The sequence below is a fragment of the Rathayibacter sp. Leaf299 genome (assembly GCF_001423055.1).
Classification (GTDB): domain Bacteria; phylum Actinomycetota; class Actinomycetes; order Actinomycetales; family Microbacteriaceae; genus Rathayibacter; species Rathayibacter caricis.
The window spans coordinates 1-21085 of the sequence record NZ_LMNT01000001.1; the positions used below are offsets into that span (position 1 = coordinate 1).

Genomic DNA, 21085 nt, shown 5'->3' on the forward strand with positions numbered 1-21085 from the left:
AGCCGCGCAGCGGCGTATCGGTGATTGCCTTGGTGGTGTCGCGGGGTTCTGACTCGATCGCGTATCTGACGCCTAGCCGGGCTGTCTTGGTCTCGAACTGTCGAACCCCGCGACACCGTTTGAAGCGTCCGGTCGGCGGTCATGACTTGATAGAAGCCTGACCGACCTGTGGTCTCATCACCGATTTGTCTGTCCACTGATCGGACGCGTGACCCTTGGAAGGGACGTGTCCAGCATGACAACAAACACTGTTCAAGCCCAGCCCGGCCGCGAGATCGTCGCGGGCATCGACACTCATCAGGACAGCCACCACGTCGCGGTCCTCGACACGGCCGGCCGCCTGGTAGCCGATCAGGCGTTCCCCGCGACCACCGCCGGATTCGTGGCGTTGCTGTCCTGGATCGCCGTGTTCGGGACGCTGCTGCGCATCGGCGTCGAGGGAACCAGCTCCTATGGCGCTGCGCTGACCCGGTTCCTGCTCGCGCAGAACGTGTCCGTGATCGAGGTCCCACCCGGTGACGCGGCCGCGCGCCGCCGACGAGGGAAGACCGACGCGTTCGACGCGGAAGCTGCCGCCCGACGCGCGCTCGAGGAACGATCCCCGCGGATCCCGAAGGACACGACCTCCACCGTCGAAGCCTTGCGACTGCTCAGCGCGACCCGGAATCTGCTGGTCAAACAGCAGAAGGAGATCACCGGTCAAGTCGACCAGTTCCTGATCACCGCCCCCGACGCCCTCCGCGACCTACCCCGCGAAGGAACTCGGAAGACCCGGATGCGCCGTCTCGCCGCCCTTCCCGACGCCACGACCGGCGACGTCGTCACCGACACCCTCACCCGGCTGCTGCGTCAACACGCCATCCGCTGGATCGCTCTGGACACCGACGCCGCAGCACTCGAGAAGCAACTCCGCGTCCTCGTCGAACTCCGCGCTCCGCGCCTGCTCGAGGTCTACTGCGTCGCCGCGATCACCGCCGCGGAACTCCTCGTCGCGGTCGGCGAGAACGGCCACCGCATCCGCAACGAAGCAGCCCTCGCGAAACTCTTCGGCGCCGCCCCGCAACCCGTGTCCTCCGGGAAGACCCACCGGCACCGCCTCTCCCGAGGCGGCAACCGGCAAGCGAACTCCGCGCTCTATCAAATCGCGGTCGTCCGCCTCTCCCACGAACAACGAACCCGCGACTACCGCGACGCCCACCTCGCCGCAGGCAAAACCACCAAAGACACCCTCCGCCTCCTCAAACGAGCCCTCTGCCGCTAACTCTTCCCCCACCTCTGCCGACCTTGACAAATAGAAGCTTCGAGACCCTTGCANTCCCACGAACAACGAACCCGCGACTACCGCGACGCCCACCTCGCCGCAGGCAAAACCACCAAAGACACCCTCCGCCTCCTCAAACGAGCCCTCTGCCGCGAACTCTTCCCCCACCTCTGCCGACCTTGACAAATAGAAGCTTCGAGACTCGAGCGCGGATCATCGCCTCTGCCCCGCTTGCTGGTCGAGTAGCCGCGAAGCGGCGTATCGAGACCCACGTCCTCCCACACCCCCAGCATGAGGACGCGCCCTCCGGTAACCCCCTCAGCCGGTCACCCTCGACTCACGCCAGGATGTACGCCCCCGCCGTGACCGCGACCAGGCCCACGCCGATCAGGCCGACGAGCAGGTTCTGCGTCCGCCGCTGCGACCGCTGCCGCGTCCGGGTGAAGACGAGCCCGATCAGCGCACCCGCCACGAGGCCGCCGACGTGCGCCTGCCAGGCCACGTTCATCCCGGGGAGGAAGCCGATGACGAGGTTGAGGCCCACGAGCACCAGCAGCTGCGACGCCTGGCCGCCCAGGTGCCGCAGGATCACCAGGTAGGCGCCCATCAGTCCGAAGATCGCTCCGGAGGCGCCGATCACCGTCGTCAGCGGACCCGCCAGCAGCAGGACTCCGACCGAGCCGGCGAAGCCGCTCAGCAGGAAGAGCGCGAGGTACCGCCCGCGCCCGAGCATCCGCTCGAGCGCCATACCGAAGATCCACAGCGTGTACATGTTCAACGCGAGGTGGAAGGGGATGACGAAGAAGACCGACGTGCTGTGCAGGAAGACCGAGGTGAGCATCCGCCACGGCTCGAACCCGGCGCCGAAGCCGGGGAGCGTGTAGGCGGGGACGTAGGCGAGCCCGCCGATGACGAGATTGCCCACGACGGGGAGGACCTCGAGGATCCAGAGGAACACGCAGAGGGCGATGATCGCGTACGTGACGGTCGGCTGATCGGCGCGGGTCATGGCGCGGACCCTCGAGACCAGAGGGCTGCGCGTGCGCGGGGCCTCCGCGCGCTGCTGCGCCATGTCGTCCGGGCAGATCACTCCGACCGGGGCGGGCGTCTGGCACTCGCCGCAGATCGTGCGACCGCACCGCTGGCAGCGCACGAAGCTCTGCCGGTCGGGGTGGCGGTAGCACGCGTACGCGCTGGTCGGCGGGACCTGGGTCACGGATTCGCCTCCGGGGAGAACGAGGGCCGGATCCAGACGGATCCGGCCCTCGGGGAGAAGGGGGAAGAGGGGATCAGACCTCGGTGATCTCGACGCTCTCGATGACGACGTCCTCGAGGGGCTTGTCGCGGCCGTCGGTGGCGACGGTGGAGAGCGACTGCACCAGCTGCTTCGAGGCCTCGTCGGCGACGGCACCGAAGATCGTGTGCTTGCCCTGGAGCCAGGTGGTCGGCGCCACGGTGATGAAGAACTGCGAGCCGTTGGTGCCGCGGCCCGCCTGCTTGCCGGCGTTCGCCATCGCGAGGATGTAGGGCTGCGTGAAGTCGAGCTCGGGGTTGATCTCGTCGTCGAACTGGAAACCGGGGCCGCCGATGCCCTGGCCGAGCGGGTCGCCGCCCTGGAGCATGAAGTCCGGGATGACGCGGTGGAAGACGGTGCCGTTGTAGAGCGGCTCCTTCGTCTTCGCACCGGTGGCCGGGTGGGTCCACTCGATGTCGCCGGTCGCGAGACCGACGAAGTTGCGGACCGTCTTGGGAGCGTGATTCCCGTAGAGGTTGACGACGATGTCGCCCTTGTTGGTGTGGAACGTCGCGACTGCGGTGTGCAAAGGCATGCGTGGATTCTCGCACAGCGCGTATGTAGGGGTCCCCTGCGCCCGGTGTCAATGCGCTGGGTGCGCGATGCGGAGCCCGATCGATGAGTGGCAGTATTGAGGAGTTCGCTGCTCGTAGCCGATGGAGGACCACATGGGTCTGTCACGTAAGCACAAGAAGGATCTCAAGCGCCTCCGCAAGAACGCCGAGGCGGTCTGGAGTGAGCAGCAGGAGGTGCTGGCGCACGCCGCCTCCGTTCTCGAGAAGAGCCGCGCTCACGCCGCCAAGTACGCGAAGAAGGAGCTCGTCCCCTTCGCGAAGGACACGTACCAGTCGCGGGTGAAGCCCGTCTACGACAACGGCGTCCACGCCGTCGAGGGCACGTACTCCTCCGCGCGCGACACCGTTCTGCACAAGGTCGTCCCGACCTTCGCCGCGGTCGGAGGCACTGCCGCCGCCGCGTTCGAGGCCGCGAAGGACTCGAAGAACCGCGCGAAGCTCGCCGAGGTCTCGAAGGCGCGCTGGGAGGAGCTCACCACTCCGCCCAAGAAGAAGTCGAACATCGGCACGGTCTTCGCCATCGGTGCCGCACTCGTCGCGGTCGGCGGGATCGGCTACGCCGTCTGGCAGACGTTCCGCGCCGACGACGAGCTGTGGGTCGCCGAGGACGAGCCGGCCAGCGCCGCTCAGTCCGCGGCCTCGACCGCGTCCTGATCCTCACCGTCCGGCCCGGATCCCGCCTCGCGGGATCCGGGCCTGTCGCATGTCCGGAATAGTCCGGAGATTGGCTGCTGCAGTGGACATCCGGGTCGCCGCGTACGGCGTGATCATCGACGGCGACCGCATGCTCCTCGCGCACTGGAGTCAGGGCCCGTGGCAGGCGTGGACCCTGCCGGGCGGCGGCATCGACGAGGGCGAGTCCCCGGCCGACGCCGCGGTCCGCGAGATCTTCGAGGAGACCGGCTACCACGCCGAGCTCGAGGCCCTGATCGGCGTCGACTCGCACGTGATCCCGGCCCACCGGCGGAGCGACCCCGCCGCCGGCCCGCTGCACGCGATCCGCGTCGTCTACCGCGCGCGCATCACGGGCGGCGAGCTGACGCACGAGGTCGACGGATCGACGGACGCCGCGTCTTGGTTCCCCCTCGGCGACGTCGAGTCGCTCGAGCGGGTCGAGCTCGTCGACGTCGCGCTCGGCATGAACGAGGCCTGGCTCGTCCGCTGAGCGGTCGGGGAATCCGCGGGTCCCGCGACGCGTTGTCCCGAGTGTGATCGTCGAGCTGTACACCTCCGCCTTCTGCGGCGCCTGCCACGCGGCGCGCGCCGTACTGGAGCGGGCTGTCGAGCTGGTGCCCGCCGCCGAGCTGCGGGAGTACGACGTCGCGTTCCGGCCCGACGAGGCGGAGGCGGAGCACATCCGCTCGACCCCGACCGTCGTCGTGCGCGCCGCCGACGGGCGAGCGGTGTTCCGCGCGGAGGGAGCCCCGTCGCTCCCCCAGGCACTGTCCGCCCTCGCCCGCGCCGTCCCGGAGCCCTCCGCCGCATCGTAGGGTGGCGGCAGGAGGTCCTGTGCGTCGTCGTCCCGTGTTCGTGAGCTCCTCCGTCGTGCTCGGCGCTGCTGCCGTGCTGGCCCTGGCGGGCTGCTCGAGTGCTCAGGAGTCGAGCGCCACCGTGGGTCTGGGCCGCGGCGGGCAGCGCGGCGAGGTGATCGGGATCGTCGTCGTCTGCTCCGGAGTCGTGGACGGCCTGGATCTCGCGGTCGACGACTCCGCGCCACTGCTGGTCGGCGACGGTCTGCGTCGCCTCACCCGCTGGGCCTCCCCGGACACGGTGGTCGACCTCGGCGCGACGGACCTCGTCGGGCGTACGGTCTGGCCGGCGGACACGGTGATCGAGCGCTTCGCCCCCGGTATCGACTACACGCTGGGCGCGTACGCCGAGGGCAGGTCGATGTCGGCTCGCCCGGTCGTGTTCCACGCCGAGCAGTTCGACACCCTGTCGGTCGGCGAGGTCATCGTCGGCGATGTGCGCGACGAGACGGGCGAGGTCCTCTCGGTCGAGAACTTCCTCGGCCTGGCCTGCGAGAGCCCGTGACATCCTGCTCGACGCGGCGGGCGGAGAAGGACGGCGGGGACGTGTGGAGCCTAGGAGATTCGAACTCCTGACATCCTGCTTGCAAAGCAGGCGCTCTACCAACTGAGCTAAGGCCCCGGGCCGGAGACGGGGCGATCCGTCTCCGAGAGCCGAACGGCCCGCCACCGTGAGGTGACGGGCCGAGCGGCACGGGTGGGGGTACCAGGACTTGAACCTGGGACCTCTTCATTATCAGTGAAGCGCTCTAACCGCCTGAGCTATACCCCCGAAATGGCCAGATGAGACTCTACCCGACGCGGCGTCAGAATCCCAATCGGGCCGCGGGCCCCGCGCGCGGCGGGACCCGAGCGGCTCACTGGTTGGTGAAGCCGACGAGCAGGCCGCCCGTGATCTTGACGCTGAGGTTGTACAGCAGCGCCACGATCGCGCCGAGCGCGGTGGTGACTATGGTGTTCAGCACGGCGACGACGACCGCGAAGCCCATGATCTGCGGCAGCGAGATGATGGCGTTGAGGTCGAACGCGTCGGCGCCGGCGATCTCCTGCACGAGGCCGTTGATCTGGTCGAACACACCGGTCTGCGCAAGCACGGTGTAGACGAGGTAGACGACGACGATCGTGATGATCGCGAGCGTGAGCCCGAGCAGGAACGAGAGCTTCACGGCCGACCAGAAGTCGACGTAGACGAGCTTCAGGCGGACCTGCTTCGCCGCCGGGCTCTTCGCTGACTTCTTGGCGAGCTTCTCGGCGACGGTGCTACTCATCTACGGACCCATCCTCCTCCGACACCGGTTCGGAGTCGGAGGACGCCGCTGCGGCGTCGGGATCCTCGTCCGGGGCGTCGAGATTGCGTTCGGTGTTCTTGGCGAGTGCGATGATGCGGTCGTCCTCTGCGAATCGTGCGAAGACGACTCCCATGGTGTCGCGACCCTTGGCCGGTACCTCGGCCACGGCAGAGCGTACCACCTTGCCTCCGGCGAGCACGACGAGCACCTCGTCGTCCTCGCCCGTGATGATCGCGCCGACGAGATCGCCGCGCTTCTCCTCGAGCTTGGCCACCTTGATGCCCAGTCCGCCGCGGTTCTGCAGGCGGTACTGGTCCACCGCGGTGCGCTTCGCGTAGCCGCCCTCGGTGACGATGAACACGAAGCCCTCGTCGCTGACGACATTGGCGTCGAGCAGGCGGTCCTCGCCGCGGAACGACATGCCCCGCACGCCGGAGGTCGATCGGCCCATCGGGCGCAGCGCCTCGTCGGACGCGGTGAAGCGGATCGACATGCCCTTGCGGGAGACCAGCAGCACGTCGCTGTCCTCGTCGACCAGCAGCGCCGAGACGAGCTCGTCGCCCTCGCGCAGCTTGATCGCGATGATGCCGCCGGAGCGGTTGGTGTCGTACTCGGACAGCGCCGTCTTCTTGACCAGTCCGTCGCGCGTCGCGAGCACGAGGTAGCGGGCCGCCTCGTAGTCGCGGATGTCGAGGATCTGCGCGATCTGCTCGCCCGGCTCCAGCGCGAGGAGGTTCGCGATGTGCTGGCCCTTCGCGTCGCGGCTCGCCTCCTGCAGCTCGTACGTCTTGGCGCGGTACACGCGTCCGGTGTTCGTGAAGAAGAGGAGCCAGTGGTGCGTGGTGGTCACGAAGAAGTGCTCGACGATGTCGTCGGCCTTCAGCTGAGCGCCGCGCACTCCGCGTCCGCCGCGGTGCTGCGCACGATAGGAGTCACTGCGGGTGCGCTTGAGATAGCCGCCGCGGGTGACGGTGACGACCATCTCCTCCTCGGGGATCAGGTCCTCGACGCTCATGTCGCCGTCGAAGCCGAAGAGGATCTCGGTGCGGCGGTCGTCGCCGAAGCGGTCGACGATCTCGTCGAGCTCGTCCGAGATGATGCTGCGCTGGCGCTCCGGGCTCGTGAGGATCGACTTGTAGTCCTCGATCTCGGCCTGGATGCGGTCGTGCTCGTCGATGATCTTCTGGCGCTCGAGCGCGGCGAGCCGGCGCAGCTGCATGTCGAGGATCGCCCGCGACTGCACCTCGTCGATGTCGAGCAGCTCCATCAGGCCGTCGCGCGCCTCCTCGACGGTGGGGGAGCGGCGGATGAGGGCGATGACCTCGTCGAGCGCGTCGAGCGCCTTGAGGTAGCCGCGCAGGATGTGGATGCGCGCCTCTGCCTCGTCGAGGAGGTACTGGGTGCGGCGGACGATGACCTCGACCTGGTGGTCGACCCAGGCGCGGATGAAGCCGTCGAGCGAGAGCGTGCGCGGGATGCCGTCGACGATCGCGAGCATGTTCGCGCCGAAGTTCTCCTGCAGCGGGGTGTGCTTGTAGAGGTTGTTCAGCACGACCTTGGCCACGGCGTCGCGCTTGAGCACGACGACGAGGCGCTGACCGGTGCGGCCCGAGGTCTCGTCGCGGATGTCGGCGATGCCCGAGACGCGGCCGTCCTTGACGAGCTCGGCGATCTTGATCGCGAGGTTGTCGGGGTTCACCTGGTACGGCAGCTCGGTGACGACGAGGCAGGTGCGGCCCTGGATCTCCTCGATGGAGACGACCGCGCGCATCGTGATGGAGCCGCGACCGGTGCGGTACGCGTCCTGGATGCCGCGGACACCGAGGATCTGCGCGCCGGTGGGGAAGTCGGGGCCCTTGATGCGCTGCAGGAGCGCCTCGAGCAGCTCCTCGCGCGACGCCTCCGGGTGCTCGAGCGCCCACTTGGCGCCGGCCGCGACCTCGCGGAGGTTGTGCGGCGGGATGTTCGTGGCCATGCCGACCGCGATGCCGACGGAGCCGTTGACGAGCAGGTTCGGGAAGCGCGCGGGGAGGATCGCGGGCTCGCGCGTGCGGCCGTCGTAGTTGTCCTGGAAGTCGACGGTGTTCTTGTCGATGTCGCGGACCATCTCGAGGGCCAGCGGGGCCATCTTGGTCTCGGTGTACCGCGGCGCCGCCGCGCCGTCGTTGCCGGGGGAGCCGAAGTTGCCCTGGCCGAGGGCGAGCGGATAGCGGAGGCTCCACGGCTGCACGAGGCGCACGAGGGCGTCGTAGATGGCGGAGTCGCCGTGCGGGTGGAACTGGCCCATGACGTCGCCGACGACGCGCGAGCACTTCGAGAACGCCTTGTCGGGTCGGTAGCCGCCGTCGTACATGGCGTAGATGACGCGGCGGTGCACGGGCTTCAGGCCGTCACGGACCTCGGGGAGCGCACGGCCCACGATGACGCTCATCGCGTAGTCGAGGTACGAGCGCTGCATCTCGAGCTGCAGGTCGACGGGCTCGATCTTGTCGTGCCCGTGGATCACCACACCGGTCTCGGTGACGATGTCCTCGCTGTCGTCCGGACCGGTGGGGGTGGTGGGTTCGTCTGCCATGATCTCTGGTCTCTCAGGTGGGTCCGGGTCTCGAGTGCTGCTCGAGGGCGGTCGCGCTGGGTGTCAGTCGTTGTAGGGCTGATGCGGCCCATTGAGGGCCGCCGTCACGTTGTCGAGATGGTCGCTCGCCGCGGCCGTGTGCCGCGGGGCTGCCGCCTTGTAGATCGCGATGCGATCTAGATGTCGAGGAAGCGCACGTCCTTCGCATTCTTCTGGATGAACGAGCGACGCGACTCCACGTCCTCGCCCATCAGGGTCGAGAAGATCTCGTCGGCGGCGGCCGCGTCGTCGAGCGTGACCTGGAGGAGGGTCCGGGTGGCCGGATCCATCGTGGTCTCCCACAGCTCCTTGTAGTCCATCTCGCCGAGACCCTTGTAGCGCTGGATCCCGTTCTCCTTCGGCATGCGCTTGTTCGACGCGGCGCCGTGCGCGATCAGCGCGTCGCGCTCGCGGTCGCTGTAGACGTACTCGTGGGGCGAGTTCGACCACTTCAGCCGGTACAGCGGCGGCTGCGCGAGGTAGACGTAGCCCAGATCGATCAGCGGTCGCATGTAGCGGAACAGGAGCGTCAGCAGCAGCGTCGTGATGTGCTGGCCGTCGACGTCGGCGTCGGCCATCAGGATGATCTTGTGGTACCGCGCCTTGTCGGGGTTGAAGTCCTCCCCGATGCCGGCGCCGAACGCCGTGATCATGGCCTGGACCTCGTTGTTGCCGAGTGCCCGATCGAGGCGCGCCTTCTCGACGTTGAGGATCTTGCCGCGGAGGGGGAGGATCGCCTGCGTCTCGGGATTGCGTCCCTGCACCGCGGATCCGCCGGCCGAGTCGCCCTCGACGATGAAGATCTCGGAGAGCGACGGGTCCTTCGACTGGCAGTCCTTGAGCTTGCCGGGCATGCCGCCGCCCTCGAGCAGGCCCTTGCGGCGGGCGGTCTCGCGCGCCTTGCGGGCCGCCATCCGTGCCGACGCGGCCTGGATCGACTTGCTGATGATGTCCCTGGCCTGGGTGGGATTGCGGTCGAACCAGTCGGCGAGCTGCTCGCCCGTCACGCGCTGCACGAACGCCTTGGCCTCGGTGTTGCCGAGCTTGGTCTTGGTCTGGCCCTCGAACTGCGGCTCGCCGAGCTTGATCGAGACGACCGCGGTGAGGCCCTCGCGGATGTCCTCGCCGGAGAGGTTGTCGTCCTTGTCCTTCAGGAGGTTCTTGGCTCGGGCGTACTTGTTCACGAGGGTGGTGAGCGCCGCGCGGAATCCCTCCTCGTGGGTGCCGCCCTCGTGGGTGTTGATGGTGTTCGCGTAGGTGTGGACGCTCTCGGTGTAGGCCGTCGTCCACTGCATCGCGACCTCGAGCGAGATGCGGCGCTCCTTGTCCTCGCTCTCGAAATCGATGATCTCGGAGTGCACGAGATCGGACTTCTTGAGCGAGTTGATGTACTCGACGTAGTCGACGAGGCCCTTCTCGTAGTGGAAGACGTCGCCGCGGACGCCGACGGTCTCGTCCTCGCCCTCTCCGTCGAACTCGACCTCGTTCTGGTCGGTCAGCGCGATCCGGAGGCCCTTGTTGAGGAAGGCCATCTGCTGGAAGCGCGCGCGGAGGGTCTCGTAGTCGAACTCGGTCGTCTCGAAGATCTCGCCGTTGGGCCAGAAGGTGATCGTGGTGCCGGTCTCGTCGCTCGCCTCGCCCTTCTCGAGCGGGGCCACGGGCACGCCGTCGGCGAACGACATCCGGTAGACCGAGCCCTGGCGCTTCACCTCGACCTCGAGCTTCGTCGAGAGGGCGTTGACGACGGAGGAGCCGACGCCGTGGAGTCCGCCGGAGACCGCGTAGCCGCCGCCGCCGAACTTGCCGCCCGCGTGCAGCACGGTCAGCACGAGCTCGACGGTCGAGATGCCCTCGGTCGGGTGCATGTCGACGGGGATGCCGCGGCCGTTGTCGGCGACGGTCACGCCTCCGTCGGCGCGCATGACGACCTCGATGTTGTCGCAGTAGCCGGCCAGCGCCTCGTCGACGGCGTTGTCGACGATCTCGTAGACCAGGTGGTGCAGACCGCGCGGCCCCGTGGATCCGATGTACATGCCGGGGCGCTTGCGCACGGCCTCGAGGCCCTCGAGGACCTGGATCTGACTGGCGCCGTAGTCGCCGGAGGACTTGGTGGACATCCCCGAGGACGGGGCGTCGGTGGAGCCGTTCGCGTCCAGGTCGTTCGCTGCGGGTGACGTGGAGTCGTTCGGCTCGGGTGTCATAGCTGTGGAGTTCTCCTCTGACGGTCCGACGCGACGCGGGGGAGGATCTGGAGATCACTCCGCTCGCGATGCCACGAGAGGTGGATCGCGCTGCTCCCGAACGGACTCGGGGGCGGCGTCGCTGCGGTTCGGCGGCCCTCCATTCTATCGCGCGGGAGGACGATCCGCGGCTCTCTGCGGCGATCTGAGGGCCTGGATCGACGGGGTCGACCGAAAATGCGTCCTCAGCCGTAGGTGTCGCGCGGACCACGCCCTGGAATCGACCTGGGGCCCCTTTTCCAGTTCGGTACGTCGGGGCCCTGGAAACGGATCGAGACGATGCCCGCGTCGGGGTGGTTCACGGCGATGTGGTTCATGATCTCGATCCGCATGAGGCGCAGCTGCGTCGCCCAGGCCGTCGACTCGCACGCGACGGTCAGCACCCCGTCGACGACGCCGAGCGGAGTGGAGTGCTTCGAGGTCTCCTCGCCCGCGATCGCGGTCCAGGAGGAGATGAGGTCGCCCTGCGCCAGCGGAGCGGTCCAGTCGAGCTTGCGGGTGAGCGCGTCGAGCACGTCGCCGAGGTCGTGCGGGTCGCGCCCCTTGCCGAACGGGATCGCGTCGCCCTTGGGCTCCGCGCGCTCGACCGTCTTGCGGATGCGGCGCGGTCCGTCGCCGCCGAACACCTCCTTGAGGTGCTTGTAGACGCGGGCCGCCTCGGAGTCCGGGGCGGGGGCGGGCCGTTGGGGGGCGTCAGCCATCGGTCCGGTCCTCTGCGACGTCGTCCTGAACGGCGGTCGGCGGAACGGCAGTCTCGACCGGATCGACGATGCTGCCCGCCTCGATCCGCACCGTGTGCGCGGCCAGCGCCTCCGGGACGTCGTCGAAGACCGCGGCGGTGATCAGCACCTGCTCGTAGTCGGCCACGACGGAGGCGAGGCGCTCGCGCCGTCGCGAGTCCAGTTCGGCGAAGACGTCGTCGAGCATCAGCACGGGATCGCCCATGGGGGAGTCGCGGCGCAGCAGCTCCGCCGCGCCGAGCTTGAGCGCCAGGGCGAACGACCAGCTCTCCCCGTGGCTGGCGTAGCCCTTGGCGGGGAGGTCGTTGAGCTCGAACTGCACGTCGTCCCGGTGCGGGCCGACGAGCGAGATCCCGCGGTCGAGCTCCTTGCGGCGGACCGATACGAGAGCGGAGGCGAAGGCCTCGCTCAGGCCGGCCCGCTCGACGGGGGAGCCCGGCTCGGACGTCTCGAGCGGCTCCCCGTCGTCGTCGACGGCACCCTCGATGCTCAGGCGCGAGCGCAGGACCGGGCGCTGGTCCGCGCCGGCGACCGCCTCGTAAGCACCGCGGACAGGACCGCTGAGCTCGTCGACCAGCGCGAGGCGAGACTGCATGATCTCGGAGCCGAGCGCGATCAGCCGCTCGTCCCAGATGTCGAGGGTGCCGAGCTTCGAGACGTCGCGGATGCCGCTCGCCCTCGCCGACTTCAGCAGCGAGTTGCGCTGGCGCAGCACGCGCTCGTAGTCGGACTGCACCGCGCTCATGCGGGGGGAGAGGAGCACCACGAGCTGGTCGAGGAAGCGGCGGCGGGCCGACGGGTCGCCCCGGATGAGGAGGAGATCCTCCGGCGCGAAGAGGACGCTCGAGAAGAACCGCGGCAGCTCGCGCGGCTTGATGCCGCCGCGGTTGATCTGCGCGCGGTTGGGGGAGGAGCGGTTGATCTGCACCTCGGCCAGCAGCTCGCGGTCGCCGTTGCGCAGGCGCGCGCGCACCACAGCGCTGTCGCGGCCGGCCCGGATGAGCGCCTGATCGCTCGAGACGCGGTGCGACCCCAGGGTGGAGAGGTACCCGAGCGATTCGACGAGGTTCGTCTTGCCCTGCCCGTTCCGCCCCACGAAGAGGTTCGGCCCCGGCACGAGCGCGACGTCGACGGAGGCGTAGTTCCGGAAGTCGCTCAACGCGAGCTGCGTCACATGCACGCCACCACCTCCTCCTCCACTCTGCCCGACGCCGCTGCGGGCCGCCCCTGCTCCGGTTCCCCGCGGAACCCGCCTCACGCCTCCGATCGGCCCGACCTCCGGCGCATGCGGGTCTCGATACGCCCCTGCGGGGCTACTCGACCAGCAGGTCGGGGGGCGACGTCTCCGCGACCCCCGCCTCCGGACTCGCCCGACTCCTGGATCAGGTGGGTCTCGATACGCCCCTGCGGGGCTACTCGACCAGCAGAGACGGGGATGTGCAGGCCGGACAGGAGCGGATGCTCCCTCGCCGTCCGAAGGACACGGCCTTCCCGCATGCCTCCAAGCGATCGACCCCCAAGACCGCCGTCCGAAGGACGCAGCCCTTGCGGAAGCAGGGACGGAGGCGGCCGGAGGCCCGCCGACGCCGTGAGAGCATCTCCTGCCTCACGGTGGCGGCGGGCCGCAGGTCGCCGGACGCGACCGGCTCTGCGGAACGCGACCACCTCGAGAGCCGACCGCCCGAGGACTGCCGAAGGCGGTCCGAGCCCGTGGACTCAGTCGACGGCTTTGACGCTATGCCCGCCGAACTGGTTGCGGAGCGCCGCCACGGCCTTCATCGCGGGCGAGTCCTCCTGGCGGGAGACGAAGCGGGCGAAGATCGAGGCGCTGATCGTGGGCACCGGGACGGCGTTGTTGATGGCCTCCTCGATGGTCCAGCGGCCTTCGCCCGAGTCCTGGACGTAGCCCTCGATGTGCTCGAACTCCGGGTCCTGCTCGAGGGCGCGGACGAGGAGCTCGAGGAGCCAGGAGCGGACGACCGTGCCGCGCTGCCACGCCTTGAAGGTGCCCGTGACGTCCTTGATGATGTCCTTGCGTGTGTCGAGGAGCTCGTAGCCCTCGGCGAACGCCTGCATGAGCGCGTACTCGATGCCGTTGTGGACCATCTTCGCGTAGTGGCCGGCGCCGACCTCGCCCACGTGGACGAAGCCCTCCTCGCGGGGGCCTTCGGGGCGCAGCGCGTCGAAGACGGGCATGGCGTACTCGACGAGCTCGCTCGGGCCGCCGACCATCAGGCCGTAGCCGTTCTCGAGGCCCCACACGCCGCCGGAGACGCCGGCGTCGATGTAGTGGATGCCCTTGGGCTTGAGGAGCGCGTCGTGCTTGAAGTCCTCGGTGAAGCGCGAGTTGCCGCCGTCGATGACGAGGTCGCCCTCGTCGAGCTTCTCGGACAGGTCGGTGATGACGCTGTCCGTGATGGCGCCGGCGGGGACCATGACCCACACGACGCGGGGCGTGGGGAGCGCGGCGATCATCTCGTCGAGGGAGGCGGAGTCGGACACGTCCGGGTTGCGGTCGTATCCGGTCACCTCCACTCCCTTCTCACGGAGGCGGGAGCGCATGTTGTCGCCCATCTTGCCGAGTCCGACGAGTCCGATGTGCATGGTGAACCTTCCTGGATTCATGAGCCGGCGGGCGGGCGCTCGTCGGGAGCGGGGAGGGTCGCGACGGTGCGATCGAGGAACGGGGGTCAGCGCAGGAGCAGGTTGGGCTGCAGCAGGTAGCGGTAGCTGTCGTTGCCGGGCTGGTCGCGCGAGGTCTGGGCCGTGAGGAGCACCGGACCGGGCTTGTTGGGGTTCTCGGTCTTCGTGAACGCGATGCGCACGAACTCCGAGTGCACCGCGGCGAGCCCGTCGAGCAGGAACTGCGGCTTCAGCGAGACGACGACGTCTCCTCCGGTCAGGATCGCGTCGATGCTCTCGGACGCCTGCGCCTGCTCCGATCCGATGGCCTCGAGGGTGAGGCCGTCGCTGCTGAAGCTGAAGCGGAGGGCGGCCTCGCGCTCGAGGACGAGGGAGACGCGGCGGGTGGCCTCGATGAGGTCGCTCGTCGCCATGACCGCGTAGTTCTCGACCGAGGCGGGGAAGAGGCGCTTGACCGGGGGGAAGTTCCCCTTGATCAGGAGCGACGTGACGGTCTTGCGGTCGGCGGTGAAGGCGATGAGCTCGCGCTCGTCGCGCTGCGTGATCGCGACCGAGACGGTGCCGGAGTGGCCGAAGGTCTTGCCGACCTCCTGCAGGGTGCGTGCCGGGACGAGTGCGGTGAGGGGCTGGGTCGGAGCGGGGTTGTCGCCGTTGTCCCAGTCGATCTCGCGGACGGCGACGCGGTAGCGGTCCGTCGCGACGAGTCCGATGGTGTTCTCGGTGATCTCGAGTTGCACGCCCGTGATGACCGGGGTGACGTCGTCGCGCGACGCGGCTACGGCGACCTGCGAGATCGCGGCCGAGAAGGCGTCGGCGGGGACGAGCCCGGTCGATGCGTCGATCTCGGGGATCGACGGGTACTCCTCGACCGGCATCTGCAGCAGCGTGAAGTGGGCGGACCCGGCCGAGACCGAGACGCGCGACTCCTGCGTGGCGATGCGCACGGGGGCGTTCGGCAGACGGTTGGCGATGTCGGCGAGAAGGCGGCCCGAGACGAGGACGGTGCCGGTCTCCTCGACGTCGGCGGCGATCTGCGTCTGCGCCGAGACCTCGTAGTCGAAGGAGGAGAGCGTGAGGCCCTCGCTCGTCGCTTCGATGAGGACGCCGGAGAGGATCGGCAGGGTCGTGCGCTGCGGCAGCAGCTTGACCGCGAACGACACGGCCTCGCTGAAGACATCGCGGTTGGCTTGGAACCTCACGAAAACACCCCTGACGAGTCGCTGAAGAAGACCGACGCCCATCGTACTCGTGACTCTCGACGTGCTCAGAAGGGGGTGGACCCGCTGCCCGCTCGTCCGCTCCTCCACAAGGTTGTCGTTCGCGCCCTGATTAAAGAGAGAACTGCGTTAACAGTGTTAACACGTGTGGAAACTGTGGAAAACGCTCCGGACGCCTACTCGTTGCTGGCATGCGCGCCCTGTGCCCCTGTGGAGGAGGTGTGAGCGCGTCGGTGGACGCCCTGTTGACAGATCCGGACGCCCCGACCCGATTCCACAGGCGGCTCGATCGGCCGCACAGTTCGAGGCCGGTTGTCCACAGTTATCCACAGGTTCTGCACACGTGTGGAAATCGACGGAATCCGTTCGATCCGTCGAACGCGGGTGGGCGCGGCGGCGTGTCGGAGGCGGTGACACTCGGCGGACGGCGGTCTCGATACGCCGCTGCGCGGCTACTCGACCAGCAAGGGAGCGGTCGCGATCGTTCGACCAGCGAAAGGATTCCTGCTTATCGAGTAGCGCCCGGAGGGCGCGTATCGAGATCCCCGTCATCAGGAGGGCGGGTCTCGATACGCCGCTGCGCGGCTACTCGACCAACAGGAAGGGCCGTGCGACTGCTGGGTCAGCGGAGAGAGGGCTGCGCCGGCTAGCGGTTCGTCTTGATGCGGGTGGTCAGCTCGGTGACCTGGTTGTAGATGCTGCGGCGCTCCTTCATGAGCTCCGAGATCTTCTTGTTCGCGTACATGACCGTCGTGTGGTCGCGATTGCCGAACAGCTGGCCGATCTTGGGCAGCGACAGGTTCGTCAGCTCCCGGCACAGGTACATCGCGATCTGACGCGCGGTGGCCACCGCCTGCGAGCGGGACGAGCCGTAGAGGTCGTCGACCGTCAGCTTGAAGTAGTCGGCGGTGTGATTGATGATGTCGACCGGCGAGATGACGTTGTCCTCGTCGAGCGTGATCAGATCCTTGAGCACCGTCTGCACGAGCGACATGTCGACGGGTGTGCGGTTCAGGCTGGCGAACGCGGTGACGCGGATCAGCGTCCCCTCGAGCTCGCGGATGTTGCTCGACACCTTCGACGCCATGAACTCGAGGATGTCGTCCGGCACGAGCAGCTTCTCGCTGACCGCCTTCTTGCGGAGGATCGCGATGCGCGTCTCGAGGTCGGGCGCCTGCACGTCGGTGATGAGGCCCCACTCGAAGCGAGAGCGCATGCGGTCCTCGAAGCCGGTGAGCGCCTTGGGCGGCAGATCCGACGTGATCACGACCTGCTTGTTGTGATCGTGCAGCTGGTTGAACGTGTGGAAGAAGGCCTCCTGCGTCTCGGCCTTCCCCTGCAGGAACTGGATGTCGTCGATCAGGAGGATGTCGACGTTGCGGTACCGGCCGTGGAACGCGTTGCCCCGGTTGTTCGCGATCGAGTTGATGAAGTCGTTCGTGAACTCCTCGGAGGAGACGTACCGCACCCGGATGCCGGGGTAGAGGCTCATCGCGTAGTGGCCGATGGCGTGGAGGAGGTGGGTCTTGCCGAGGCCGGAGTCGCCGTAGACGAAGAGCGGGTTGTACGCCTTCGCGGGAGCTTCGGCGACCGCGACCGCTGCGGCGTGGGCGAAGCGGTTGGAGCCTCCGATGACGAAGTTGTCGAAGCTGTACTTCGGGTTGAGCCTCGTGTCGGTGGCCGGCACGGTCCGCATCTCGTCGACCGAGCGCACGGGGGCGAGGGAGGGGGAGGAGGCGGTGATCGGCTCGAACGGGTTCATCGACTCGGACGAGGTCGGCGAACTCAGTGGCTCGTGCTCGATGTCGGGGTTCACCACGAAGGCGAAGGTCGAGACCCCGAAGGAGTCGTCGAGCGTGCCGATCGCGCTGAGCAGCGGCACCCGCACGCGCTGCTCGAGCATGCCGCGGGTGAACTCGTTCGGGACCTCGAGGTAGAAGGTGCCCGCCATGATGCCCTTGGGCTCCACCAGTGAGACGAATCCGTACAGCGGAGCGGTGATGCGCTCGTCCTGCGAGAGGGCCCCGAGGATCACCTTCCACGCGTCGACGATCGACGTGTCCTCTGGCATCTGTCTCCGGTCCTCGGTCGCTGTCGACATCCTGTGCGCCCTGCGGCGTCGTTCACGACGGCGAACCCGCGGTTCCGTCGGCCGTCCGGACCCTTCGGGGGACGGACGTCTTCCACAGGGTCTTCCACAGGGGGGAGCCGATGCCAGCGCGGACGCGGGCACGAGCCGTCTCGGCCTGTGGATAACTGCGGCTCAACACGGTAACGAAGGAGCCGACGGGAGACAAATCCACCACAGGGGCCTCCGCGTGTCAATGCGCGGAACGCGCCTCGTGCACGGGCAGAATCGAGGTTTCGGCCGCACCGTATTTGACCGGTGACGGGAGAGGCCGTAGTTTTAATCAGTTGACGCCTGCCCGGGGTCGCACGGTCGGTCCTCACGGACGGCGCCGGATCGGAGCCGGGCACCCTTTCTTCCCGGGGAACCGGGGCACCGCTCCGGCGGACGCCCCGCTGGTACCGAGGAACACGTACGTGGAGATTGAACTATGAGCAAGCGAACCTTCCAGCCGAACAACCGTCGTCGCGCCAAGGTGCACGGCTTCCGTCTGCGCATGCGCACCCGCGCCGGCCGCGGCATCCTGAGCGCGCGTCGCGCCAAGGGCCGCACCGAGCTCTCGGCGTAGAGCCCAGCGGTACCGACCAGCGGTGCTGGCCAGAGCCAATCGCATCGTCCGAGGTGACGAGTACCGGACAGTCGTCCGTCGCGGTGTGCGGTCCACAGGACCGCACACCGTCACGTATGTCCGGAGGTCCTCTTCGGCGACTCCCCCGCGGTTCGGCTTCATCGTGGCCAAGTCCGTCGGGTCGGCCGTGACGCGCAACACCGTTCGCCGCCGCCTCAAGGCGATCGCGTTCGAACTGGTCGGGCAGACCGACCACGGCACCGACGTCGTGATCCGCGCGCTGCCCAGCAGCGCGACCGCTCCCTGGTCGGAGCTGCGCCGCGAGGTCGTGGGCGCGATGACGCGGAACCCGCGCTCCGCCCGGGTCGCCGAGGTCCGCTCGTGACCACCTCCGTCCTCGACCGTCCGCTCTCGTGGCCGGTCCGGGTGGCGTGGGGCGTGCTCCTGCTCCCCCGGAACATCGGGATCCTGCTGCTGCTCGTCTACCGAGCGGTCGTCTCCCCTCTGTACGGGGACGTCTGCCGCTACTACCCCTCGTGCTCCGCGTACGCGCTGCAGGCGGTCCAGCTCCACGGACTCGTCCTCGGCTCCGTCCTCGCTGCTCGTCGTCTTCTCCGCTGCCACCCGTGGGCGGCCGGCGGGGTCGACGACGTACCGACCTCGATCCCTCTGCACCGGCCGGCTCCGGGCCGCATCCGCTTCGCTGTGACGCGATTCGGATTCGTCGCGGGCCCTCGAAAGGACTGACCCCTCCCATGGACCTCCTCGGCACGATCCTCTGGCCCCTCAAATGGGCTGTCGAGCTGATCCTCGTCGCCTTCCATCAGCTGCTGACGCTGACCGGTATGGAGGCGGCGGCCGGCATCACCTGGGTGCTGTCGATCGTGGGCCTCGTCCTCGTCATCCGCGCCGCTCTGATCCCGATCTTCGTGAAGCAGATCAAGAGCCAGCGCCGCATGATGGAGGTGGCGCCGCAACTGAAGAAGATCCAGGACAAGTACAAGGGCAAGCGCGACCAGCTCTCCCGCGAGGCGATGTCCCGCGAGACCATGGAGCTCTACAAGAAGACGGGCACCAACCCGCTCGCCTCGTGCCTGCCCCTGCTGATCCAGATGCCGATCTTCTTCAGCCTGTTCTCGGTGCTGAACGACGCCCAGCGAAGCGAGCGGGGCGTCGGACCCCTCGACGCGGCCCTCGCTCGTCAGTTCGGCGAGGCGAACCTCTTCGGCATCGCCCCGCTGCACCAGTCCATCCAGGGCGCCCTGCAGGAGGGTGGCCAGGAGCTCGTCGTCATCATCGCCGTCGTGATGGTCGTCCTGATGACGGCGTCGCAGTTCATCACCCAGCTGCAGATCGTCTCGAAGAACATGTCGCCCGAGGCCAAGGCCTCGCCGACCTTCAAGCAGCAGCGGATCCTGCTCTACATCCTCCCCCTCGTGTTCGCCTTCTCGGGCTTCGCGTTCCCCCTCGGCGTCATGTTCTACTGGCTGACCTCGAACATCTGGACGATGATCCAGCAGTTCATCGTCATCCGGAACATGCCCACCCCCGGCAGCGAGGCCGCCAAGGCCCGTGAGGAGCGACTGCGCCGCAAGGGCAAGCTCGTCGAGGAGACCAACGTCGCGGGCGAGACCACCCTGGTGGAGAAGAAGGTCGTGCAGCGTCAGCAGCCCGTCGGCAAGAACCGCGCCAAGAAGCAAGCCGGAAAGAAGTAGGACCGCCATGACCGACCAGACGCAGACCACTCCGGCCCTCGCGCCGTCGTTCGACGAGGCCCCCCTGCCCGCCGAGGCGCCGGCCGCTGCCGCCGTTCCGACGGTGGAGGGCGACGCTCCCGCATCGACTCTGGCCCAGCTCGAGGACGAGGGAGACGTCGCCGCGGACTACATCGAGGAGTTCCTCGACATCTGCGATCTCGACGGCGACATCGACATCGAGGTGCGCAACGGCCGCGCCTACCTGTCGGTCACGGCGACCGGCGACACCAACCTCCGGGTCCTGTCGCGCCCGGACGCGGTCCAGGCCCTGCAGGAGCTGACGCGCCTCGCGGTGCAGACGAAGACGGGTGCCTTCTCGCGCCTCATCCTCGACATCGGCGGCTCGCGGGACGCCCGCGAGAACGAGCTCGCCCAGCTCGTCGACCGCGCCATCGAGCGCATCGAGGAGGGCGCGACGTCGGCGTCGCTCCCCCCGATGTCGTCCTACGAGCGCAAGCTGGTGCACGACATGGTGGGCGAGCGCGGTTTCGTGTCGGAGTCGCGTGGCGAGGCGCGCGAGCGCCACACCGTCATCACCCGCGGCTGATCGCCGTGGAGCCGACCCTCGAGGCCGAGCCTGAGGCCGCTGCGGCGATCGCGGGCGATCGGCTGCCGGTCCTCCGTGCGTTCACGGAGTCGCTGGCTGCGCAGGGTGAGGAGCGCGGTCTGATCGGCCCACTCGAGCTCCCCCGCCTGTGGACCAGACACGTGCTCAACAGCGCGCTGGTGGCCCCTCTGCTGCGTCCGGGGCTGGTGGGTGATGTCGGCAGTGGGGCCGGCCTTCCCGGGCTCGTGCTGGGGATCGTGCGGCCGGACGTGCGGTTCGTGCTGATCGAGCCCATGGAGCGGCGCATCGTATGGCTCCGCGAGCAGGTCGCGGAGCTCGGACTCGAGAATGTCTCAGTTGTTCGGGCCCGCGCTGAGGAGGTACGACTCGAGGAACCGCTGGATCAGGTCACGGCAAGGGCCGTCAGTGCGCTGTCGAAGCTGATCCCTCTCACCGCACCGCTGCTCCGCCCCGGCGGCGAGCTCGTCCTGCTGAAGGGCATCAACGCCGAGAAGGAGATCGCGGCCGCCGAGAAGGTTCTCCGTCGATTCCGGGTGTCTCCTCCCGAGGTCGTGGTGCTGGGCGACGGCGTGCTCTCCGAGGTCACACGCGTGGTCCGGGCTACAGTGGGTTGATCCGCCGACCTCGCAGATGATCCGTTCCGGATCCTCGATCGTCGGCCC

21 protein-coding genes and 2 tRNA genes are annotated in these 21085 nt (G+C 68.4%); 11 read left to right on the top strand and 12 right to left on the bottom strand.

The window, feature by feature from the left end; translation table 11 throughout:
- Positions 1-235 precede the first annotated feature (235 nt).
- Positions 236-1261 carry an IS110 family transposase gene (locus ASF48_RS00005; RefSeq protein WP_055788595.1) on the top strand — a complete coding sequence of 342 codons (1026 nt, stop codon included), beginning with the start codon at positions 236-238 and terminating at the stop codon, positions 1259-1261.
- A 337-nt stretch (positions 1262-1598) separates the two neighbouring features.
- On the opposite strand, the gene ASF48_RS00010 is transcribed toward ASF48_RS00005, so the two are convergent.
- Both ASF48_RS00010 and ASF48_RS00015 read right to left on the bottom strand, forming a co-directional pair.
- Positions 1599-2477 carry a rhomboid family intramembrane serine protease gene (locus ASF48_RS00010; protein ID WP_055784470.1) on the bottom strand — a complete coding sequence of 293 codons (879 nt, stop codon included), beginning with the start codon at positions 2475-2477 and terminating at the stop codon, positions 1599-1601.
- A 73-nt stretch (positions 2478-2550) separates the two neighbouring features.
- The gene (locus tag ASF48_RS00015) at positions 2551-3090 is read right to left on the bottom strand and encodes a peptidylprolyl isomerase (RefSeq protein ID WP_055784473.1); all 540 of its coding nucleotides are present in this window, start codon (positions 3088-3090) and stop codon (positions 2551-2553) included.
- Positions 3091-3223: 133 nt separating this feature from the next.
- On the opposite strand from ASF48_RS00015, the gene ASF48_RS00020 reads away from it, so the two are divergent.
- The 4 genes from ASF48_RS00020 (at position 3224) to ASF48_RS00035 (ending at position 5164) form a co-directional block, all read left to right on the top strand.
- Positions 3224-3784 (top strand): hypothetical protein, encoded by a 561-nt coding sequence (locus ASF48_RS00020; RefSeq protein ID WP_055784476.1) that lies wholly within the window; start codon positions 3224-3226, stop codon positions 3782-3784.
- A gap of 82 nt (positions 3785-3866) precedes the next feature.
- Positions 3867-4295 carry an NUDIX hydrolase gene (locus tag ASF48_RS00025; RefSeq protein WP_055784482.1) on the top strand — a complete coding sequence of 143 codons (429 nt, stop codon included), beginning with the start codon at positions 3867-3869 and terminating at the stop codon, positions 4293-4295.
- Between the two features lie 43 nt (positions 4296-4338).
- Positions 4339-4620 carry a glutaredoxin family protein gene (locus ASF48_RS00030; protein ID WP_055784485.1) on the top strand — a complete coding sequence of 94 codons (282 nt, stop codon included), beginning with the start codon at positions 4339-4341 and terminating at the stop codon, positions 4618-4620.
- Positions 4621-4639: 19 nt separating this feature from the next.
- A complete protein-coding gene (locus tag ASF48_RS00035) occupies positions 4640-5164 on the top strand; it encodes a hypothetical protein (RefSeq protein WP_162238010.1) in 525 nt (174 codons plus the stop codon).
- A 44-nt stretch (positions 5165-5208) separates the two neighbouring features.
- Here ASF48_RS00035 and ASF48_RS00040 read toward each other — a convergent pair.
- The 10 genes from ASF48_RS00040 to dnaA form a co-directional block, all read right to left on the bottom strand.
- Positions 5209-5281: transfer RNA gene (locus tag ASF48_RS00040), tRNA-Ala, on the bottom strand.
- A 76-nt stretch (positions 5282-5357) separates the two neighbouring features.
- A tRNA-Ile gene (locus tag ASF48_RS00045) sits at positions 5358-5431 on the bottom strand.
- A gap of 85 nt (positions 5432-5516) precedes the next feature.
- Entirely contained in the window at positions 5517-5927 is a 411-nt protein-coding gene (locus tag ASF48_RS00050; protein ID WP_055784492.1) for a DUF3566 domain-containing protein, read from the bottom strand.
- Positions 5920-8523: a DNA gyrase subunit A gene (gene gyrA / locus ASF48_RS00055; RefSeq protein WP_082480869.1), complete on the bottom strand. Its 2604-nt coding sequence runs from the start codon at positions 8521-8523 to the stop codon at positions 5920-5922. The genes ASF48_RS00050 and gyrA overlap by 8 nt, the downstream gene beginning before the upstream one ends.
- Positions 8524-8699: 176 nt before the next feature.
- Entirely contained in the window at positions 8700-10679 is a 1980-nt protein-coding gene (gene gyrB / locus ASF48_RS00060) for a DNA topoisomerase (ATP-hydrolyzing) subunit B (RefSeq protein WP_055788603.1), read from the bottom strand.
- Between the two features lie 308 nt (positions 10680-10987).
- A complete protein-coding gene (locus tag ASF48_RS00065; RefSeq protein ID WP_055784495.1) occupies positions 10988-11503 on the bottom strand; it encodes a DUF721 domain-containing protein in 516 nt (171 codons plus the stop codon).
- The gene (gene recF, locus ASF48_RS00070) at positions 11496-12722 is read right to left on the bottom strand and encodes a DNA replication/repair protein RecF (protein ID WP_055784498.1); all 1227 of its coding nucleotides are present in this window, start codon (positions 12720-12722) and stop codon (positions 11496-11498) included. The genes ASF48_RS00065 and recF overlap by 8 nt, the downstream gene beginning before the upstream one ends.
- A gap of 536 nt (positions 12723-13258) precedes the next feature.
- Complete coding sequence (gnd, locus tag ASF48_RS00075; RefSeq protein WP_055784501.1) at positions 13259-14146, bottom strand: phosphogluconate dehydrogenase (NAD(+)-dependent, decarboxylating); 888 nt, start codon at positions 14144-14146, stop codon at positions 13259-13261.
- 86 nt (positions 14147-14232) lie between these two features.
- Complete coding sequence (dnaN, locus tag ASF48_RS00080; RefSeq protein WP_055784504.1) at positions 14233-15384, bottom strand: DNA polymerase III subunit beta; 1152 nt, start codon at positions 15382-15384, stop codon at positions 14233-14235.
- A 664-nt stretch (positions 15385-16048) separates the two neighbouring features.
- Complete coding sequence (gene dnaA, locus ASF48_RS00085; protein ID WP_372488182.1) at positions 16049-17503, bottom strand: chromosomal replication initiator protein DnaA; 1455 nt, start codon at positions 17501-17503, stop codon at positions 16049-16051.
- A 457-nt stretch (positions 17504-17960) separates the two neighbouring features.
- Here dnaA and rpmH point away from each other — a divergent pair, with 457 nt between their 5' ends.
- The 6 genes from rpmH to rsmG are packed head-to-tail and all read left to right on the top strand — an operon-like array spanning position 17961 to position 21037.
- Complete coding sequence (rpmH, locus tag ASF48_RS00090; protein ID WP_055784512.1) at positions 17961-18098, top strand: 50S ribosomal protein L34; 138 nt, start codon at positions 17961-17963, stop codon at positions 18096-18098.
- A 22-nt stretch (positions 18099-18120) separates the two neighbouring features.
- Positions 18121-18483: a ribonuclease P protein component gene (rnpA, locus tag ASF48_RS00095; RefSeq protein ID WP_055784515.1), complete on the top strand. Its 363-nt coding sequence runs from the start codon at positions 18121-18123 to the stop codon at positions 18481-18483.
- Positions 18480-18845 (top strand): membrane protein insertion efficiency factor YidD, encoded by a 366-nt coding sequence (yidD, locus tag ASF48_RS00100; protein ID WP_055784517.1) that lies wholly within the window; start codon positions 18480-18482, stop codon positions 18843-18845. The genes rnpA and yidD overlap by 4 nt, the downstream gene beginning before the upstream one ends.
- An 8-nt stretch (positions 18846-18853) precedes the next feature.
- Positions 18854-19813, top strand: a complete 960-nt coding sequence (yidC, locus tag ASF48_RS00105) for a membrane protein insertase YidC (RefSeq protein WP_055784520.1) — start codon at positions 18854-18856, stop codon at positions 19811-19813.
- A gap of 7 nt (positions 19814-19820) precedes the next feature.
- Complete coding sequence (locus ASF48_RS00110) at positions 19821-20402, top strand: Jag family protein (protein WP_082480871.1); 582 nt, start codon at positions 19821-19823, stop codon at positions 20400-20402.
- Entirely contained in the window at positions 20402-21037 is a 636-nt protein-coding gene (rsmG, locus tag ASF48_RS00115; protein ID WP_055784522.1) for a 16S rRNA (guanine(527)-N(7))-methyltransferase RsmG, read from the top strand. The genes ASF48_RS00110 and rsmG overlap by 1 nt, the downstream gene beginning before the upstream one ends.
- The last annotated feature ends 48 nt before the right edge of the window (positions 21038-21085 follow it).

Bases quoted from the DNA above. Each gene is read 5' to 3' on its own strand.
- gnd (WP_055784501.1), bottom strand. From the start codon at position 14,146: ATGCACATCGGACTCGTCGGACTCGGCAAGATGGGCGACAACATGCGC.
- yidC (WP_055784520.1), top strand. From the start codon at position 18,854: ATGGACCTCCTCGGCACGATCCTCTGGCCCCTCAAATGGGCTGTCGAG.
- dnaA (WP_372488182.1), bottom strand. From the start codon at position 17,503: ATGTCGACAGCGACCGAGGACCGGAGACAGATGCCAGAGGACACGTCG.
- ASF48_RS00015 (WP_055784473.1), bottom strand. From the start codon at position 3,090: ATGCCTTTGCACACCGCAGTCGCGACGTTCCACACCAACAAGGGCGAC.
- ASF48_RS00110 (WP_082480871.1), top strand. From the start codon at position 19,821: ATGACCGACCAGACGCAGACCACTCCGGCCCTCGCGCCGTCGTTCGAC.
- rpmH (WP_055784512.1), top strand. From the start codon at position 17,961: ATGAGCAAGCGAACCTTCCAGCCGAACAACCGTCGTCGCGCCAAGGTG.
- gyrB (WP_055788603.1), bottom strand. From the start codon at position 10,679: ATGTCCACCAAGTCCTCCGGCGACTACGGCGCCAGTCAGATCCAGGTC.
- ASF48_RS00065 (WP_055784495.1), bottom strand. From the start codon at position 11,503: ATGGCTGACGCCCCCCAACGGCCCGCCCCCGCCCCGGACTCCGAGGCG.
- ASF48_RS00005 (WP_055788595.1), top strand. From the start codon at position 236: ATGACAACAAACACTGTTCAAGCCCAGCCCGGCCGCGAGATCGTCGCG.
- gyrA (WP_082480869.1), bottom strand. From the start codon at position 8,523: ATGGCAGACGAACCCACCACCCCCACCGGTCCGGACGACAGCGAGGAC.
- ASF48_RS00020 (WP_055784476.1), top strand. From the start codon at position 3,224: ATGGGTCTGTCACGTAAGCACAAGAAGGATCTCAAGCGCCTCCGCAAG.
- ASF48_RS00050 (WP_055784492.1), bottom strand. From the start codon at position 5,927: ATGAGTAGCACCGTCGCCGAGAAGCTCGCCAAGAAGTCAGCGAAGAGC.